Origin of the sequence: Bradyrhizobium sp. WBAH42 (assembly GCF_024585265.1) — a bacterium.
Classification (GTDB): domain Bacteria; phylum Pseudomonadota; class Alphaproteobacteria; order Rhizobiales; family Xanthobacteraceae; genus Bradyrhizobium.
In genome coordinates, this window is sequence record NZ_CP036533.1 from 5,409,748 (window position 1) to 5,427,010 (window position 17,263).

General features: G+C 64.8%; 17 protein-coding genes. 1 reads left to right on the plus strand and 16 read right to left on the minus strand.

Features of this window, described 5'->3' with window-relative positions; genetic code table 11:
- Window positions 1-69: 69 nt before the first annotated feature.
- The 16 genes from DCG74_RS25325 to eno form a co-directional block, all read right to left on the minus strand.
- The gene (locus DCG74_RS25325; protein WP_172783644.1) at window positions 70-1,041 is read right to left on the minus strand and encodes a tripartite tricarboxylate transporter substrate binding protein BugD; all 972 of its coding nucleotides are present in this window, start codon (window positions 1,039-1,041) and stop codon (window positions 70-72) included.
- 81 nt (window positions 1,042-1,122) lie between these two features.
- A complete protein-coding gene (locus DCG74_RS25330) occupies window positions 1,123-2,364 on the minus strand; it encodes a threonine synthase (protein WP_172783643.1) in 1,242 nt (413 codons plus the stop codon).
- A gap of 144 nt (window positions 2,365-2,508) precedes the next feature.
- Window positions 2,509-3,930, minus strand: a complete 1,422-nt coding sequence (gene lpdA / locus DCG74_RS25335; protein WP_172783642.1) for a dihydrolipoyl dehydrogenase — start codon at window positions 3,928-3,930, stop codon at window positions 2,509-2,511.
- A gap of 17 nt (window positions 3,931-3,947) precedes the next feature.
- The gene (locus DCG74_RS25340) at window positions 3,948-4,181 is read right to left on the minus strand and encodes a hypothetical protein (protein WP_172783641.1); all 234 of its coding nucleotides are present in this window, start codon (window positions 4,179-4,181) and stop codon (window positions 3,948-3,950) included.
- Between the two features lie 22 nt (window positions 4,182-4,203).
- Window positions 4,204-5,556, minus strand: a complete 1,353-nt coding sequence (locus DCG74_RS25345) for a pyruvate dehydrogenase complex dihydrolipoamide acetyltransferase (RefSeq protein WP_172783640.1) — start codon at window positions 5,554-5,556, stop codon at window positions 4,204-4,206.
- Window positions 5,557-5,618: 62 nt separating this feature from the next.
- On the minus strand, window positions 5,619-6,071 hold the full coding sequence (locus DCG74_RS25350) for a nucleoside deaminase (protein ID WP_172783639.1): 453 nt from the start codon (window positions 6,069-6,071) through the stop codon (window positions 5,619-5,621).
- A 2-nt stretch (window positions 6,072-6,073) separates the two neighbouring features.
- Window positions 6,074-6,376, minus strand: a complete 303-nt coding sequence (locus tag DCG74_RS25355) for a DUF5076 domain-containing protein (protein WP_172783638.1) — start codon at window positions 6,374-6,376, stop codon at window positions 6,074-6,076.
- Window positions 6,373-6,696, minus strand: a complete 324-nt coding sequence (locus DCG74_RS25360; RefSeq protein ID WP_172783637.1) for a hypothetical protein — start codon at window positions 6,694-6,696, stop codon at window positions 6,373-6,375. Before DCG74_RS25360 ends, DCG74_RS25355 begins: the two co-directional genes overlap by 4 nt.
- An 11-nt stretch (window positions 6,697-6,707) precedes the next feature.
- A complete protein-coding gene (locus DCG74_RS25365) occupies window positions 6,708-8,090 on the minus strand; it encodes a pyruvate dehydrogenase complex E1 component subunit beta (RefSeq protein ID WP_172783636.1) in 1,383 nt (460 codons plus the stop codon).
- Between the two features lie 28 nt (window positions 8,091-8,118).
- A complete protein-coding gene (pdhA, locus tag DCG74_RS25370; protein WP_172783635.1) occupies window positions 8,119-9,141 on the minus strand; it encodes a pyruvate dehydrogenase (acetyl-transferring) E1 component subunit alpha in 1,023 nt (340 codons plus the stop codon).
- 263 nt (window positions 9,142-9,404) lie between these two features.
- The gene (gene adh, locus DCG74_RS25375) at window positions 9,405-10,922 is read right to left on the minus strand and encodes an aldehyde dehydrogenase (RefSeq protein ID WP_172783634.1); all 1,518 of its coding nucleotides are present in this window, start codon (window positions 10,920-10,922) and stop codon (window positions 9,405-9,407) included.
- A 284-nt stretch (window positions 10,923-11,206) separates the two neighbouring features.
- Window positions 11,207-12,166, minus strand: a complete 960-nt coding sequence (locus tag DCG74_RS25380) for a GAF domain-containing protein (RefSeq protein ID WP_172783633.1) — start codon at window positions 12,164-12,166, stop codon at window positions 11,207-11,209.
- A 216-nt stretch (window positions 12,167-12,382) separates the two neighbouring features.
- Window positions 12,383-12,700 carry a septum formation initiator family protein gene (locus DCG74_RS25385; protein ID WP_025036496.1) on the minus strand — a complete coding sequence of 106 codons (318 nt, stop codon included), beginning with the start codon at window positions 12,698-12,700 and terminating at the stop codon, window positions 12,383-12,385.
- Window positions 12,701-12,862: 162 nt separating this feature from the next.
- The gene (locus tag DCG74_RS25390) at window positions 12,863-13,414 is read right to left on the minus strand and encodes an NADPH-dependent FMN reductase (RefSeq protein WP_172783632.1); all 552 of its coding nucleotides are present in this window, start codon (window positions 13,412-13,414) and stop codon (window positions 12,863-12,865) included.
- A 201-nt stretch (window positions 13,415-13,615) separates the two neighbouring features.
- A complete protein-coding gene (locus DCG74_RS25395; RefSeq protein WP_172783631.1) occupies window positions 13,616-14,749 on the minus strand; it encodes a zinc-binding dehydrogenase in 1,134 nt (377 codons plus the stop codon).
- Window positions 14,750-14,795: 46 nt separating this feature from the next.
- Window positions 14,796-16,079 (minus strand): phosphopyruvate hydratase, encoded by a 1,284-nt coding sequence (gene eno / locus DCG74_RS25400; protein ID WP_172783630.1) that lies wholly within the window; start codon window positions 16,077-16,079, stop codon window positions 14,796-14,798.
- A 174-nt stretch (window positions 16,080-16,253) separates the two neighbouring features.
- Here eno and DCG74_RS25405 point away from each other — a divergent pair, with 174 nt between their 5' ends.
- Window positions 16,254-17,231, plus strand: a complete 978-nt coding sequence (locus DCG74_RS25405; protein WP_172783629.1) for a lyase — start codon at window positions 16,254-16,256, stop codon at window positions 17,229-17,231.
- Window positions 17,232-17,263: the final 32 nt, after the last annotated feature.

Consider the following 17,263-nt stretch of genomic DNA (forward strand, 5'->3'; position numbering starts at 1 on the left):
GGCCGGGCTGGCGGCCTACTCAGAAAATTCGCGGAACCTCGCCACACCGCGAGGCCTGCGCCGACCGTCTCAATCCACCTTGATATTCGCCGCCTTGATGATCGGCCACCATTTCGCGATCTCGGCCTTTTGCCGCGTGGCGAGCGCTTCGGGCGTGAGCTGATCCTTGGGCGTCATCTCCAGGCCCTGGCTTTCGAGCTGCTTCCTCACCGCAGGATCGTTCAGTGCTTCCACGGCCGCGGCATTGAGCTTTGCGACGATCTCCTTCGGCGTGCCCTTCGGCACCCACATGCCCGACCACAGCGTCATGTTGAAGCCTTTGAGGCCCGCCTCCTCCGCGGTCGGGATCTCGGGCGCCGAGGCGAGGCGCTTGTCGTCGGTGACGGCGTAGGCGCGGATGGTGCCGGCGCGGACCTGGCTGATGGAGTTGGAGGTCTGGTCGACGATGATGTCGATCTGGCCGGCGATCAGGTCGTTCAACGCGGGCGCCGTGCCGCGATACGGCACGTATTGCAGCTTGATGCCGGAGACGCTCTCGAAATAGACGCCGGCGATGTGGCTGCCGGAGCCTGCGCCGGCGGTGCCGGCGGTCGGCGGCGACGGCCGCGACTTCAGCCAGTCCAATAGCTCCTTCAGCGAGGTCGCGGGCGCCGCGTTCTTGCTGACCACGATCATCGGATTGCTCGGCAGCAGCACCACCGGCTCGAGGTCGGCGACGAGGTCGTATTTGAGCTTGTAGACGGCGCCGTTGGCGACGTGGGTGCCGAGATGGCCGAACGAGATGGTGTAGCCGTCGGGCGGCGATTGCACGGCACGGCCGACCCCGATCGAGCCGCCTGCTCCGGTCACGTTCTCGACCACCAGGGGCTGGCCGAGCGAGACGCGCATCCGCTCGGCAAGCACGCGCGCCATCGCATCCGACGGCCCGCCGGCCGCGAACGGCACGATGATGGTGATGGGACGGGAGGGATAATCGTCGGCGCGCGCGACGCCTGCGACAGCGAGAACAGCAATCAGCGCAGCCCAGACGGCCTTCGTCATTGTCTTCTCCCCAGCGATGTCGATATTGTTCTTGCTCTTCCCGCGTACGGGAAGAGGGATCATTCGTGGCGTATTGCCGCGCTAGAACTGGGAATAGTCGATCGGCTTGTGACGATCGAGCGTGCGGGTGACCGGCGGCAGCGGGTATTTCAGACCGGTCGCGCAGTTGAACAGCATGACGCGGTCGGTCTTGCTGACGCGGCCGTCGGCGAGGCTCTCCTTGTAGGCGGCGTAGGTTGCGGCGCCCTCGGGACAGAGCAGCAGCCCCTCCTCGCGCGCGACCTCGTTCAGCGCCGCCGAGATCTTGTCGTCGTCGACCGCAATGGCAAAGCCCTTGCTCTCGCGCACCGCGCGTAGAATGAGAAAATCGCCGATCGCCTGCGGCACGCGGATGCCCGAGGCGATGGTGTGGGCGTCCTCCCAGCGCGTCGCGTGCTCGGTGCCGGCCTCATAGGCCCGCACCATCGGCGCGCAGCCCGAGGCCTGCACCGCAACCATGCGCGGGCGCTTTGATCCGATGAAGCCGATCTTCTCCAGCTCGTCGAAGGCCTTCCACATGCCGATCAGGCCGGTGCCGCCGCCGGTCGGATAGAAGATCACGTCGGGCACGTCCCAGCCGAGCTGCTCGGCGAGCTCCAGGCCCATCGTCTTCTTGCCTTCGATGCGGTACGGCTCCTTCAAGGTCGAGGTGTCGAACCAGCCGACCTTGGCCTTGCCCTCGCCGACGATCTTGCCGCAATCGTCGATATAGCCGTTGACGCGGTAGACGGTCGCGCCCTGGAGCTCGATCTCGCTGACGTTCACTTCAGGCGTATCCGCCGGGCAGAAGATCGTGGTCTTGATGCCGCAGGAGGTCGCATAGGCCGCCAGCGCCGCGCCGGCATTGCCGTTGGTCGGCATCGCCATGTGCTTGATGCCGAGCGCCTTGCCCATCGACACCGCCATGACCAGTCCGCGCGCCTTGAACGAGCCGGTCGGCAGGCGTCCCTCGTCCTTGACGATGATCTCGCCGCCGCCAAGCTTCTTGCCGAGCTTGGGCAGCCGGATCAGAGGCGTCGTGACTTCACCGAGCGAGACGATGTCCTTGCATTTGCGCACCGGCAGCAGCTCGCGATAGCGCCACATGTCGCCGGGGCGTTGGGCGAGTGCGTCCTTGGTCAGCGCCTTCTTCACGCCCGCGAGATCGTAGCGCACCAGAAGCGGCTTGCCGGCCTTGGAGAGGTTGTGGACCTGGTCGGCGGCGTAATGGTCGCCTTCCATGGCACATTCGAGATGGGTGACGAAGGTCGGGCGCTCGATGGTGAGGTTGTCATTGTCGTGCATGGGATGATTTCCTTCTTGTTCTGCAAACGGCTCTCTCTGCTCGTCATTGCGAGCGAAGCGAAGCAATCCAGAGTCTTTCCGCAGAGGCGGTCTGGATTGCTTCGCTGCGCTCGCAATGACGGCGGTGGGCGGCGATGCCAGCCATCAAATATTCAACACCCGCCCATACGCATCCAGCACGGCTTCCTTCATCATCTCCGACAGCGTCGGATGCGGGAACACCGTGTGCATCAACTCTTCTTCCGTGGTCTCCAGGTTCATGGCGACGACGTAGCCCTGGATCAGCTCGGTGACCTCGGCGCCGACCATGTGGGCCCCTAACAGCTGGCCTGTCTTCTTGTCGAAGATCACCTTGACCAGGCCCTGATCCTCCCCGAGCGCGATCGCCTTGCCGTTGCCGACGAAGGGGAAGCGGCCGACGCGGATCTCGCGGCCGTTCTCCTTGGCCTTGGCTTCGGTCAAACCGACGGAGGCCACCTGCGGATGGCAATAGGTGCAGCCCGGGATCATGTTCTTGTCCATGGGATGCGGGTGCAGGCCCTTGATCGCCTCGACGCAGATCACGCCCTCATGTTCGGCCTTGTGCGCGAGCATCGGAGGACCGGAGACGTCGCCGATGGCATAGATGCCGGGAACGTTGGTCTTGCCGTAGCCGTCGACCACGATGATGCCGCGATCGGTTTTGACACCGACTTTTTCCAGGCCGAGATTCTCGATATTGCCGACGACGCCGACCGCCGAGATTACGCGCTCGAACTCGGTTGTGACGGGCTTGCCCTTGCCGTCGTCGATGGTGGCGACGACGCTGTCGGCCCTCTTCTCCAGCTTCGTCACCTTGGTGGAGGACATGATCTTGATGCCCTGCTTCTCCAGCCGCTTGCGGGCGAAGCCTGCGATCTCGGCGTCCTCGACGGGCAGGATCTGCGGCAGCACTTCCACCACGGTCACGTCGGAGCCCATGGTGTGGAAGAACGAGGCGAACTCGATGCCGATCGCGCCGGAGCCGACCACCAGCAGCGACTTCGGCATCCGCTCCGGCACCATTGCTTCAAAGTAGGTCCAGATCAGCTTCTTGTCGGGCTCGAGGCCGGGCAGCACGCGCGGCCGTGCGCCGGTCGCGACGATGATGTGCTTGGCCTGATAGGTCCCCTCGCCCAGCGCGCCCTTCGGGCCCTCGACGTCGGACTTCTTCACGGTGACCTTGCCGGGCGCATCGATCGAGGCGGCGCCCCAGATCACGCTGACCTTGTTCTTCTTCATCAGGAAGCCGACGCCGTCGTTCAGCCGCTTGGAGACGCCGCGCGAGCGCTGCACCACGGCCTTCGGATCGAACGAGACCTTCTCCGCCGACAGGCCGTAGTCTTTGGCGTGCTGCATGTAGTGGTAGATCTCGGCCGAGCGTAAGAGTGCCTTGGTCGGGATGCAGCCCCAGTTCAGGCAGATGCCGCCGAGATAGGACTTTTCGACGATCGCGGTCTTGAAGCCGAGCTGCGCGGCGCGGATCGCGGTGACATAGCCGCCGGGGCCGGAGCCGATGATGATGACGTCGAAGGATGTATCGGCCATAGCGGCTCCCGTTCAACTCAAGAAGCGCCGCGGGCGCGGCGCTTGACCAGAAAAGACCTCACCAGCCATTCGAGCACCACCACCAGGACCATCATGGTCAGCGCGGTGAGCACGATCGGCTGGGCGATGTTCCGTGCCAGCTGCTCGCCGGCAAAGAACGCAGAGTGAAGAAAATCGAGCCCGATCGGGTTGAGCGCGACGATGGCTCCGAGTAGCAGCGATATCCATGGCCAGCGGGTCCGGACATGCAAGGTTGCCCCCTCTGCCGCCGCGTCAGACCATCATCATCACAGGGTTTTCGATCAGCTGCTTGAACGCGCCGATCAGCTCGGCGCCGAGGGCGCCGTCGATGGCGCGGTGATCGCAGGACAAGGTCACGCTCATCATGTTCGCGATCTCGATCTTGCCGCCGCGCACCACGGGACGCTCCTCGCTGGTGCCGACCGCGAGAATCGTCGCATGCGGCGGGTTGATCACGGCGGTGAAGTGGCTGATGCCATACATGCCGAGGTTGGAGACGGCGGTGGTGCCGCCCTGATACTCCTCGGGCTTCAATTTGCGGGAACGTGCGCGCGCCGCAAAGTCCTTCATCTCGTTCGAGATGGTCGAGAGCGTCTTGGTCTCGGCCTTGCGGATGATCGGCGTGATCAGGCCGCCAGGCATCGCAACGGCAACGCCGACGTCGGAATGATGGTGCTTGACCATGCCGCTTTCGGTCCAGCTCACGTTGCAGTTCGGGATCTTCTGCAGCGCCACCGCCATCGCCTTGATGACGAAGTCGTTGACCGAGATCTTGTAGAGCGGCTTCTTCTCCTTGTCCTTGGGTGCAGCCGCATTGATCTCCTCGCGCGCGGCGAGCAGCTTGCCGATGTCGCAGTCGATGGTGAGATAGAAATGCGGGACGTTCTGGATCGACGCAGTCAGGCGCTGCGCGATGGTGCGGCGCATGCCGTCATGCGGGACAATGTCGTACGAGCCCGGCTCGAACAGCGACAGGATCTGCTTGTCCGACATGGTCGGCGCGATCGCCGGCGCGCCTGACGGCGCCGCGGCGGGTGCCTTGAGGCCCTTGCCGGATTTGGCCTGCTCGACGTCGCGCGCGACCACGCGGCCGTGCGGGCCGGTGCCGGTGACCATGCCGACATCGATGCCGGCTTCCTTGGCGAGGCGCCGCGCCAGCGGCGATGAGAACACGCGACCGCCATGGCCATTGGCCTGGGCGGCCGGAGCTGCGGGCTGCGGCGCGGGTGCTGCGGGCGGCGGCGCGGCCTTGGGCGCAGCAGGCGCTGGCGCGGCAGCCGGTGCGGCCGCTGGGGCTTCGGCGGCCTTCGGCGGCGCGGCCGAAGCGCTGGGCTTGGCGCTCCCTGCGGCTTTCACGTCCTCGCCCTCACCGGCGAGCACGGCGATCACGTCGTTGACCGGAACGTCCTGCGTGCCCTCGGGCACCAGGATCTTGGCGATCGTGCCCTCGTCGATCGCCTCGACCTCCATGGTCGCCTTGTCGGTCTCGATCTCGGCAATGACGTCGCCGGATTTGACCTTGTCGCCTTCCTTCTTCAGCCACTTGGCGAGGTTGCCCTTCTCCATCGTCGGCGAGAGAGCGGGCATCAGGATGTTGATGGGCATGCTGACCTCAAGAAGAATTTTGCAAAACGTCGTCTCCGACAGCGGCGACGAACAGACCAGGTTTAGTTGCCGATGTCGCCCTGCCACAGGCGCTCATTGGCAGGGATGGAACGCCAATTCTTCATCATGGTGATGGAGCGATCGTCGGCAAGGTCGATCCAGGGGATGCCGAACTTGTCGAGGATATCCTTGGAGCCGGGGAACGTGATGGACTCTCCGATCACCACCATCTTGACCTTGAACAGCGCGAGCGCGCCGGCGCACATCGAGCAGGGCGACAGCGTCGTGTACATGACGGTATCGTGGAACGAGATCGCGCCGGCCTCGCGCAGGCAGCTCATCTCGCCGTGCAGGATGGGATTGTTCTCCTGGACGCGGTTGTTGTGGCCGCGGGCGATGATCTTGTTGTCGCGCGTCAGCACCGCGCCGATCGGCAGGCCGCCCTGCGCGATCGAGGCTTCGGCCTCGCGGATCGCTTCCAGCATGAAATCGTAATGATAGGATTCGATCGCCATGATCAGTGCCCCTTGCCGCGCGGCGTCGTGGTGCCGGTGTCGGTGGGACGCTCGATCTCGGCCTGGAACATGTCGAGGATCCGGTTCAGCGCGTCCTCCTCGGTGTATTCGCTCTCGCGCGCGTAGGCGCGCGCGGCGTGGCGGGCGAGATCGACGAGCAATAGCCCCCACATGTCGGGCTCCTCGAAGGCGCGCTGGAACGCCATCGACAGCCCGCCATCCAGCACGAAGACGCGCAGGATCTCGACCGCGTCGTCGCGGGTCATGACGTCGGGCGGCAGTGGCTGCTCCTTGGGGCCGCTCATTGCGACGAACTCGATGCGTCCTGGAGGACAAGAACCTTCCCGTCAAACTCTACTCCAATCGCTCGCTTCAGCATGGACCGGAGCGCAAGGAAACCAACGGCGAAAAACAAACCAGCCAAAACGACCGGCTGGAAGATCATCGCGTTGACGACGGTCGTGGCAGTGGCCGCAAATTCCGGATAGCCCAGCATGCGCGACAGGATCGCCACCAAAAGCATCACCGGAAACTCAACGACCATGACCACGAGCGGAATAGCCGCCGTAAAAGCCAGAGCTGCCAATATCCAGCGCCAGTAGATATGCCAGGTTAGCTTATACATGGTTGCCTATTCTACCTGTAGCAGACGGCTTTGGCGGCCTCGACCACCTCCGCCGCCGAGGGCAGCGCGAGCTTCTCCAGGTTCGCGGCATAGGGCATCGGCACGTCCTTGCCGGACACGCGCGTCACCGGCGCGTCGAGATAGTCGAAGGCGTTCTCCATGATGCGCGCGGCGATCTCGGCGCCGACGCCGCTCTGGGCCCAACCCTCTTCCACCGTCACGGCGCGGCCCGTCTTCTTGACCGAGTTGACGATGGTCTCGGTGTCCATCGGCCGCAACGTGCGCAGATCGATCACCTCGGCCTCGATGCCGTCCTTGGCAAGCTCGTCGGCGGCCTTCAGCGCATAGGTCATGCCGTTCGACCAGGAGATGATGGTCACGTGGCTGCCGGCGCGGACGATGCGCGCCTTGCCGATCGGGATGATGAAGTCGTCGAGCTTGGGCACTTCGCCGGTGTGGCCGTACAGCACCTCGTTCTCGAGGAAGATCACCGGATTGGGATCGCGGATCGCAGCCTTGAGCAGGCCCTTGGCATCGGCCGCCGAATACGGGGCGACGACCTTGAGGCCCGGAACGTGCGAGTACCAGGCCGAATAGTCCTGGCTGTGCTGGGCGGCGACGCGCGCAGCCGCACCGTTCGGTCCGCGGAACACGATTGAGCATCCCATCTGGCCGCCGGACATGTAGAGCGTCTTGGCCGCGGAGTTGATGATCTGGTCGATCGCCTGCATGGCGAAGTTGAAGGTCATGAACTCGACGATCGGCTTGAGGCCGGTCATCGCCGCACCGACGCCGACGCCGGCAAAGCCATGCTCGGTGATCGGCGTGTCGATCACGCGCTTGGCGCCGAACTCCTGGAGCAGGCCCTGGGTCACCTTGTAGGCGCCCTGATATTCGGCCACCTCTTCGCCCATCACGAACACGTCCGCATCGCGGCGCATCTCTTCGGCCATGGCGTCGCGCAGCGCTTCGCGGATGGTCTGCGTCACCATTTCGGTGCCGGCGGGGACTTCCGGATCGGGCTCGGCGACGGCCTGCGGAGCAGGCGCAGCTTTCGGCGCAGGCGCCTCGGCCTTTGCTGCGGCTGGCGGCGCGGACTCTGCAGCCTTCGCGGCCGTCGCAGGTGCTTTCGCCAGATCAGCCGCGCTCTCACCATCGGCGAGAATGGTCGCGATCGGTGTGTTCACCGCGACATCAGCGGTGCCTTCGGGGATCAGGATCTTGCCGAGCGTGCCCTCATCGGTCGCCTCGACCTCCATGGTCGCCTTGTCGGTCTCGATCTCGGCGATCACGTCACCCGACTTGATCGTCTCGCCCTCTTTCTTCAGCCACTTGGCGAGGTTGCCCTTCTCCATCGTGGGCGACAACGCGGGCATCAGCACTTGAATTGGCATGTCTTCTCCAAGGAAAGCTTGCGCGCGTTCAGCGGTACACGTCGGTCCAGAGCTCGGCGGCATCCGGCTCGGGATCATGCTGGGCGAAATCGGCGGACGCATTGACGATGTCGCGCACCTCGGCGTCGATCGCCTTCAGATCGGCCTCGCTGACCTTGGCGGCGAGCAGGCGGTTGCGCACCTGCTCGATCGGGTCCTGGTCGTGGCGAACCTTCTCGACCTCCTCGCGCGTGCGATATTTTGCAGGATCGGACATCGAATGGCCGCGATAGCGGTAGGTCTGCATCTCCAGAATGAAGGGACCCTTGCCGGCGCGGCACCAGGCCGCCGCCTCCTCGCCCGCCGCCTTCACGGCGCGGACGTCCATGCCGTCGACCTGCTTGCCGGGAATGTTGAAGGACGCGCCGCGCTTGGAAAAATCCTGCTGCGCCGAGGCGCGTGAGACCGAGGTGCCCATGGCGTAGCGGTTGTTCTCGATGACAAAGATCACCGGCAGCTTCCAGAGCTCCGCCATGTTGAAGCTCTCATAGACCTGGCCCTGGTTAGCCGCGCCGTCGCCGAAATAGGTGACGCTGACGTTACCGTTGCCGCGATAGTGATTGGCGAAGGCGAGGCCTGTGCCGAGCGAGACCTGCGCGCCGACGATGCCGTGACCGCCGTAAAAGTGCTTCTCCTTGCTGAACATATGCATGGAGCCGCCCTTGCCCTTGGAATAGCCGCCGCGGCGTCCCGTCAGCTCGGCCATCACGCCATTGGCATCCATGCCGGTCGCGAGCATGTGACCGTGGTCGCGATAGCCGGTGATGACCTGATCGCCCTCTTTCAGGGCCATCTGCATGCCGACCACCACGGCCTCCTGGCCGATATAGAGGTGGCAGAAGCCGCCGATGGCGCCCATGCCGTAGAGCTGGCCGGCCTTTTCCTCGAACCGCCGGATCAGGAGCATGTCGCGGAGCGCCTTGAGCTCCTGCTCCCTGGTGAATTCCGGGGGCGAACCGCCGTCGGACTTGTCCTGTGGAGCGCTTGCGGCGGCTTTCTTGGGTGCGGCCATGGGAATTCCGGGTCAGAGAAAACTTTCGCCCTCTCTAACCCAAGTCAAACGCCCTTGGAAAGCACCGCGGCGGCATGGCACGACTTTCATTATGCCGCACTGCAGCGTGATCGAAATATTGGAAAATCTTTGGCGCTGATCAGGCAACAAATCTATGCACGCCATGGCGTGCGCAGATTCGTGACCGGATCAAGAACGGTGCGTGCGCCAATCCCGACATTCGGAGCGGGCGGCGCCGAAGCGGCGCCGCCCTTCCGACCCGATCAGAAGAAGCCGAGCTTCTTCGGGCTGTAGCTGACCAGGAGGTTCTTGGTCTGCTGATAATGATCGAGCATCATCTTGTGGGTCTCGCGCCCGACGCCCGACTGCTTGTAGCCGCCGAACGCCGCATGGGCGGGATAGGCGTGGTAGCAATTGGTCCAGACCCGGCCGGCCTGGATCTCCCGGCCGAAGCGGTAGCAGCGATTGGCGTCGCGGCTCCAGACACCGGCACCCAAGCCGTAGAGCGTGTCGTTGGCGATCGCGAGCGCCTCTTCGTCGGTCTTGAAGGTCGTGACCGAGACGACGGGGCCGAAAATCTCCTCCTGGAAGATTCGCATCTTGTTGTGGCCCTCAAACACGGTCGGCTGGACGTAGAAGCCGCCGGTGAGATCGCCGCCGAGATCGGCGCGTCCGCCGCCGGCCAGCACCTTGGCGCCCTCCTGCTTGCCGATGTCGATATAGGAGAGGATTTTGCTGAGCTGCTCGCTGGAGGCCTGCGCGCCGATCATGGTGGCGGCATCACGCGGGTCGCCCTGCTTGATCGCGGCGACGCGCTTGAGCGCCCGCTCCATGAAACGGTCGTAGATGTCGGCGTGGACCAGCGCCCGGCTCGGACAGGTGCAGACCTCGCCCTGGTTCAGCGCGAACATGACGAAGCCCTCGATCGCCTTGTCGAAGAAATCGTCGTCCTCGGCGGTGACGTCCTTGAAGAAGATGTTCGGCGACTTGCCGCCGAGTTCCAGCGTCACCGGGATGAGATTCTGGCTGGCATATTGCATGATGAGCCGGCCCGTCGTGGTCTCGCCGGTGAAGGCGATCTTGGCGATGCGCGGGCTCGACGCCAGCGGCTTGCCGGCCTCGAGGCCAAAGCCGTTGACGATGTTGAGCACGCCCGGCGGCAGCAGGTCGGCGATGATCTCGGCCCAGACCATGATCGAGGCCGGGGTCTGCTCGGCGGGCTTGAGCACCACGCAATTGCCGGCGGCGAGCGCCGGCGCGAGCTTCCAGCAGGCCATCAGAAGCGGGAAGTTCCAGGGAATGATCTGGCCGACCACGCCGAGCGGCTCGTGGAAATGGTAGGCGATGGTGTCGTGGTCGATCTCGCCGATCGAGCCTTCCTGGGCACGCACCACGCCGGCGAAATAGCGGAAATGGTCGATCGCGAGCGGCAGGTCGGCGGCGCGCGTCTCGCGGATCGGCTTGCCGTTGTCCCAGGTCTCGGCAATCGCCAGGCGCTCGAGGTTTTCTTCCATGCGGTCGGCGATCCGGTTCAGGATCGCGGCGCGCTCGGCGACGCTGGTGCGGCCCCAGGCGGCCTTGGCGGCATGCGCCGCATCGAGTGCCGCCTCGACGTCCTGCGCGTCGGACCGCGCGATCTTGCAGACGACCTGGCCGGTCAGGGGCGAGGCATTATCGAAATATTTCCCGGAGATCGGCGCGACGAACTTGCCGCCGATGAAATTGTCGTAGCGTTCGGCAAAGGGAACTTTGGTGACGCTGAGGAATTCCACCTTGTTCATTGATCACTCCCGATGTTGCTGTTTGCGCTTGTCGTCGCCTGTTCGCGACTTGCGCAGACGATGATGCGGGAGGCGTTTTCTGTCAGCCCGGGCGGACGCGATCGCGGAGCGGACCTGTCGCAGTTCTGCGACAGTTGTACTCGCCCGTCAGAAGCAAGGAGCAATTGGCGCACCAGCGGCTTCCACCGTCATTGCGAGCGCAGCGAAGCAATCCAGAATCTTTCCGCGGAGGGACTCTGGATTGCTTCGCTGCGCTCGCAATGACGATTGAGGAATAGCGCGGCCTAGTGGTTCAGCTCGAACCGCTTGAGCTTCCGGTGCAGCGTGGCGCGGCTGACGCCGAGGGCCTTGGCGGCGGCGGAAACGTTGCCGCCGGCGCGCAGCAGCGCGCGTTGCAGCACCGCACGCTGGCCTCCGGCAAGATGATCGTGCGCGGCATCACCGCCGAGAAGATCGGCCGCGGGCATCGGCCGCAACGCACCGCCGGTCGCGATGCCGAGCGCCAGCCGGGCGGAGCGCGTTGCGCCGATCACCAGATCGTCCGCATCGACCGCAACGAGGCCGCCGCAGCTTCCGTCCGCCGCCTGCGTCAGCACGATGCGGGCATGGGCGAAGACCTTGCGAAACAGGTCGGCTTCGATCCGCTTGGCCGCCTCGCCCGCCGCGAGCGCGATCAGGCTGGCGAAGGCGTCGGTGCGGTCGGCGCGGCAGGAGGAGACGTCGAGCACGCCCGCGAGCGCCGCCTCGTGGTCGTAGATCGGAACGGCGGTGCAGCTCAGAAGCGTGTTGCGGGCAAAGAAGTGCTGGTCGCGATCGATGGTCAGCGGACGCTGCTCGACGAGGCAGGTGCCGATGCCGTTGGTGCCCTCATGCTCCTCGCTCCAGAGCGCGCCCGTCCACAGGCCCCAGGACTGAAACGTCGCATCGTCCGCCGCCGTGCCGCGGCGATCGACCGGCACGCCCTCGCGATCGGCGAGCAGCACACAGCAGCCCGCAGCGCCGACGGCCTGATATAGCCGGTCCATCGCGCCCTGCGCGGCCGCCAGAAGCGGCGCGATGCGCTCTCGCGCCTGCTGCAGCTCGGCTTCGGTCAGCCGCATCGGCGCGGCGCGACCGCTGGGATCAAGGTGATGCAATCGGGAGGAACGGCGCCACGAGGCCACGAGCGCGGAGCGAGCCGCCTGGCCTGACGCGATGGCGGCCTCGACACGGGCCGCGTGATGCCGGGGCATTGTCCCATTCATCACAGTTTCCTCCGGATAGCAGTGTAGGACGTGCCGGTGCTGTCCGGTTGATCTGCGTCAACTTCAGCGAGCGCCACCAAAGGCATGAGCCCGCCGCGGCGCCGCCGTCAAGGCAACCGCGCGGTTCCGGGGTTACGACCTTCGCAGGAGGCAAAAGGACAGAGTGGTCGGATTTCAGCAGCGACTTTCGCTGCGGCTTTCAGAAGCTGCGGATGGCTAGTTCGCCGGGATCATCCGAACGAGATCGCGCGGATGGACATAGTCGAGCTGGAAGCGCGCGCGCTCGTCCAGCATGTCCGGGTCGATCTTCTCCGACCGCAGCAGCGACACCCGTTGCTCGCTCCTGGCCCGCTCGCGCTTGAGCTGAGCCAGCTCGCTCGTCAACGCGATGATCTCCTGATCCAGTTCCTGGCGGGCGTTGAGACCGTATTTGCCGGTATAGGCGTTGACGCCGAAATAGCCGACGATCGCCGCCGCCATCGCATAGAGGGCAAGGCCGGTCAGGATCGACTTCAGGCGCGCGCGTGAGACCATCTTCGGAAGATGGGACAGGTTGGTTAAGGGAGTGCTAATTGCCTCTCTCAATACGCCAATCGTCATGCCCCGGCTTGTCCCGGGCATCCACGTTCTTCAGTGAGGTCGGCAAAGACGTGGATGGCCGGGACAAGGCCCGGCCATGACGGAGAGAGCGAGAACTCAGCCCTGATTCTTCGCCACATGCGCGGCGAAGGCCTCGATGTATTGCTGCAGCACCGTCTTGAGGGAGTCCTTGGTCAGGTTGCCCTCCGCATCGAAGGCATCGCCGACGCCATTGAGATAGATTTCCGGCTGCTGAAGGATCGGACCGGAAATGCCAGGCAGGATGGTCTGCAGATGCTTGGCCGCACTGACGCCGCCGAGCGGACCCGGCGAGTTGGAGATGATGCCGACCGGCTTGCCGAGGAACGAACTCTTGCCATAGGGCCGCGAGGCGACGTCGATGGCGTTCTTCAGGACGCCCGGGATCGAGCGGTTGTATTCGGGCGTGACGAACAGGACGCCGTTCGAACTCTTGAGCTTCTCGCGGAAGGCGAGCCAGTCCGCGGGCGGCGCGCCCTCGAGGTCCTGGTTGAAGAACGAGATGCCCGCCGGCGTGATCACCTCGAGCTTGAGCGAGGCAGGCGCGAGCTTGGCGAGCGCATTGGCGATCTTGAGCGAGAAGCCGTCCTTGCGCAGGCTGCCAGCGATCGTGACGATGTTGTAGGCCATTGGGTGTCCTTGAAGGTGAGCGGGAATGCCGGGACGGCACTTAAGCCATCCGGGCCGATAGATGCAAGTGCATGAACTGGTCCGATTTGGAAACGCTGCGTTTCCGGAAATGGGTCGGCTTGCGCTCCATCCGGGCCACGATCAAAAGCAATCAGGCCGCCAAGCGGCGGCCTGATGTTTACCGGTAACGGACCAAAGCGATCACTTGTTCGGGTTGATGAGGAATTTTTCGCCTGTGGCCCGCTTGGCGTAGACCGCGATATTGGCGAGATCGAGCGCCTCGGCGAGCGACACCACCTTGGTGTAGTGGCTGGCGAAGGTGGTCTTGAGCTCGGATGCCACGCGCTTGCGCAGGCGGCCGATCTCGGCCGGGCCGATGTTCTGAAGGAATGGCGTAAGCAGCCAGCCGCCGACGCCCCAGCTCAGGCCGAACGAGCGGTTCAGCTCCGTCGGCCGCGTGTCGAGGCTGCCATAGATGTAGACCTGCTTGTACACGTTGGAGCCGTAGCGGCTGTATTCCTTCGCGGTCTTGTTGGCCGCGATCTCCATCGCGGTCAGGATCTGGCTCGCCAGCTTGCCGCCGCCGATGGCGTCGAAGGCGATGGTGGCGCCGGTCTCGACCAGCGCGTTGGTGAGATCGTCCATGAAGCTCGGTACGCTGGAATCCACGACGTATTTGGCGCCGATCTTGTGCAGGATGTCGGCCTGCTCCTTGTTCCTGACGATGTTGACGAGGCCGATGCCGTCCTTGATGCAGATCTTGTTGAGCATCTGGCCGAGATTGGAGGCGGCCGCCGTGTGCACGAGCGCCTTGTGGCCCTCCCGCCGCATCGTCTCGGTCATGCCGAGTGCGGTCAGCGGATTGACGAACCAGGAGGCGCCGTCGGCGGCCGTGGTGCCCGGCGGCAGCTCCATGACGTCGCGGACCTTCAGCACGCGGTACCGCGTGTACATCGCGCCGCCGATCATCGACACCGTCTTGCCCATCAGGGCCTTCGCTGCGTCCGACGATCCAGTCCGGATCACCGTGCCGGCGCCCTCATTGCCGACCGGCAGCGACTGATCGAATCTCGCCGCCATCATCCGCATCGCCGCCTCCGGCATCGTCGCGGTGATGACCGGCATCTCCTTGGTGCCGGAGGCCTTGGCGGCCGACATGTCGGCCGCCCCGATCAGCAGCCCGAGGTCTGACGGGTTGATCGGGGTCGCCTCGACGCGAACCACGACCTCATCGTCGGCCGGCTCCGGCGTCGGGACCGTCACGAGAGACAATTCCAGCTCGCCGCTTTTCTTGAGCAGCGAACGCAATTCCAGTCCGGTCTTGCCGTCACTCATGTCGATCCTCCCCTGTCCTTCTCTTCGCGCGGATCGAGACGCCGGCTTATGCCAGCGCCTTCAGTGCCGCCTTGCCGCCATAAAGCGCCTGCTTGCCGAGCTGCTGCTCGATGCGCAGGAGCTGATTGTATTTGGCGGTGCGGTCGGACCGCGCAAGGGAGCCGGTCTTGATCTGACCGCAATTGGTGGCGACCGCGAGGTCGGCGATGGTGGAATCCTCGGTCTCGCCGGAGCGGTGCGACATCACCGAGGTGTAGCCGGCCTTGTGCGCCATTTCGACGGCGGCGAGCGTCTCGGTCAGCGTGCCGATCTGGTTGACCTTGATCAGGATCGAGTTGGCGCGGCCGGTCTTGATGCCTTCGGCGAGGCGCTTGACGTTGGTGACGAAGAGGTCGTCGCCGACCAGCTGGCACTTCTTGCCGATCAGGTCGGTGAGCTCCTTCCAGCCGTCCATGTCGTCCTCCGACATGCCGTCCTCGATCGTCACGATCGGATAGCGCGAGACGAGGTCTGCAAGATATTTCGCCTGCTCGGAGATCGAGCGGGTCTTGCCCTCGCCTTCATAGACGTATTTGCCGTCCTTGAAGAACTCGGTCGAGGCGCAGTCGAGGCCGAGCATGATGTCAGCGCCCGCCTTGAAGCCGGCCTTGCCGATCGCGTTCATGACGAAGTCGAGCGCGGCGTCGGCCGACGGCAGGTTCGGGGCGAAGCCGCCCTCGTCGCCGACATTGGTGTTGTGGCCGGCCTTCTTCAATTCGGACTTCAGCGTGTGGAAGACTTCCGCGCCGTAGCGCAAACCTTCGGCGAACGAGGATGCGCCGACCGGCAGGATCATGAATTCCTGGAAGTCGATCGGGTTGTCGGCGTGCACGCCGCCATTGATGATGTTCATCATCGGCACCGGCAGCAGGCGCGCCGAGGTGCCGCCGACATAGCGGTAGAGCGGCATGTCGAGCGAGTTCGCGGCCGCCTTGGCGCATGCCAACGAGACGCCGAGAATGGCGTTGGCCCCGAGCCGGCTTTTGTTCGGCGTGCCGTCGAGGTCGATCATGATCTGGTCGATCTGGGCCTGCTGCTCGACGTCGAGGCCGCTGAGGGCCTCGAAGATCTCGCCGTTGACGGCGCCGACCGCCTTGGTCACGCCCTTGCCGAGATAGCGGGCCTTGTCGCCGTCGCGCAGTTCCACGGCCTCGTGGGCGCCGGTGGAGGCGCCGGACGGAACCGCGGCGCGGCCGAGCGCGCCGTCCTCCAGCACGACATCGACCTCGACGGTGGGATTGCCCCGGCTATCGAGAATTTCGCGGCCGATGATGTCGATGATGGCGGTCATGATGTCCACTTCCGTTCGTTAGGGCTGATCGGTGCCGCGGGTCTTACACGGGCCGCAAGCAAATGTGAACGCTTGGACGCACTGCTCTGACTGACGCGTGAGGTGCCTCAGACTATGCTCCGCCGCACCTGGTCCGCGTGCCCAACCTCAATCTCAAACAGTCGGGGTAACGCCATGAACCGCCGCCAGTTTCTTGCTTCGAGCGCCGCGCTGCTTGCCGCCCGCCCAGGTTTTGCGCAGGAAGGCCCGTTCCGGACGAGATACTATCCCATCAGCCCGGGCATCGGCCTGCATGATCTCACCCCCGCCCCCGACGGCACCATCTGGTTCACGGCGCAGGGCAAGGGCCTGCTCGGCAGACTCGATCCACGCGATGGCCGTTTCAAGACGGTCAGCCTCGGCCAGGGCGCGGCCCCACACGGCGTGACGATCGGCCCCGACGGCGCGCCCTGGATCACCGAGGGCGGCCAGAACGCGATCGCGCGCGTCGACCCTTCCGATCTCAGCGTCACGCTGTTCCGCCTGCCGGAAAGGTTCGCCTCAGCCAATCTCAACACCGGCGTGTTCGACAAGGACGGCACCTATTGGTTCACCGGGCAATCCGGCTGTTACGGCCGGCTGTCTCCGAAGACCGGCGAGATGAATGTGTTCAAGGCGCCGAAGGGGGTGGGCCCCTACGGCATCACGGTAACGCCCAAGGGCGATGTCTGGTACGCCTCCCTCGCCGGCAGCCATATCGCGAAGATCGACCGCGCGGGCGGCAATGCGACCGTGGTCGAGCCGCCGACCCCGAACCAGGGCTCGCGGCGCGTCTGGTCGGATTCGAAAGGCCGGATCTGGGTCAGCGAGTGGAACAGCGGCCATGTCTCGGTGCATGATCCCGATGACGGCTCGTGGAAGACCTGGAAGCTGCCGGGCGAACGTCCCCGCGCCTATGCCGTGTATGTCGATGACAAGGACAAGGTCTGGCTGACCGATTTCTCCGCCAACGCCATCGTCCGCTTCGATCCCGCCACCGAGAAGTTCAACGTGTTCGTGAGCGACAAGGCCAACGCCAATGTCCGCCAGCTCGACGGCCGTCCGGGCGAGCTGTGGGGCTGCGAGTCCGGCAACGACCGCATCGTCATGATCCAGACGATCGCCGCCGGTTGACGACGGCCGCGATTGCGTCCATCCCGACATCC

Bases quoted from the DNA above. Each gene is read 5' to 3' on its own strand.
- DCG74_RS25330 (WP_172783643.1), bottom strand. From the start codon at position 2,364: ATGCACGACAATGACAACCTCACCATCGAGCGCCCGACCTTCGTCACC.
- DCG74_RS25355 (WP_172783638.1), bottom strand. From the start codon at position 6,376: ATGAGCGGCCCCAAGGAGCAGCCACTGCCGCCCGACGTCATGACCCGC.
- DCG74_RS25395 (WP_172783631.1), bottom strand. From the start codon at position 14,749: ATGAGTGACGGCAAGACCGGACTGGAATTGCGTTCGCTGCTCAAGAAA.
- DCG74_RS25385 (WP_025036496.1), bottom strand. From the start codon at position 12,700: ATGGTCTCACGCGCGCGCCTGAAGTCGATCCTGACCGGCCTTGCCCTC.
- pdhA (WP_172783635.1), bottom strand. From the start codon at position 9,141: ATGGCCGCACCCAAGAAAGCCGCCGCAAGCGCTCCACAGGACAAGTCC.
- DCG74_RS25360 (WP_172783637.1), bottom strand. From the start codon at position 6,696: ATGTATAAGCTAACCTGGCATATCTACTGGCGCTGGATATTGGCAGCT.
- DCG74_RS25390 (WP_172783632.1), bottom strand. From the start codon at position 13,414: ATGGCCTACAACATCGTCACGATCGCTGGCAGCCTGCGCAAGGACGGC.
- DCG74_RS25350 (WP_172783639.1), bottom strand. From the start codon at position 6,071: ATGGCGATCGAATCCTATCATTACGATTTCATGCTGGAAGCGATCCGC.
- adh (WP_172783634.1), bottom strand. From the start codon at position 10,922: ATGAACAAGGTGGAATTCCTCAGCGTCACCAAAGTTCCCTTTGCCGAA.
- DCG74_RS25380 (WP_172783633.1), bottom strand. From the start codon at position 12,166: ATGAATGGGACAATGCCCCGGCATCACGCGGCCCGTGTCGAGGCCGCC.
- DCG74_RS25345 (WP_172783640.1), bottom strand. From the start codon at position 5,556: ATGCCCATCAACATCCTGATGCCCGCTCTCTCGCCGACGATGGAGAAG.
- DCG74_RS25365 (WP_172783636.1), bottom strand. From the start codon at position 8,090: ATGCCAATTCAAGTGCTGATGCCCGCGTTGTCGCCCACGATGGAGAAG.
- DCG74_RS25325 (WP_172783644.1), bottom strand. From the start codon at position 1,041: ATGACGAAGGCCGTCTGGGCTGCGCTGATTGCTGTTCTCGCTGTCGCA.
- eno (WP_172783630.1), bottom strand. From the start codon at position 16,079: ATGACCGCCATCATCGACATCATCGGCCGCGAAATTCTCGATAGCCGG.
- lpdA (WP_172783642.1), bottom strand. From the start codon at position 3,930: ATGGCCGATACATCCTTCGACGTCATCATCATCGGCTCCGGCCCCGGC.
- DCG74_RS25405 (WP_172783629.1), top strand. From the start codon at position 16,254: ATGAACCGCCGCCAGTTTCTTGCTTCGAGCGCCGCGCTGCTTGCCGCC.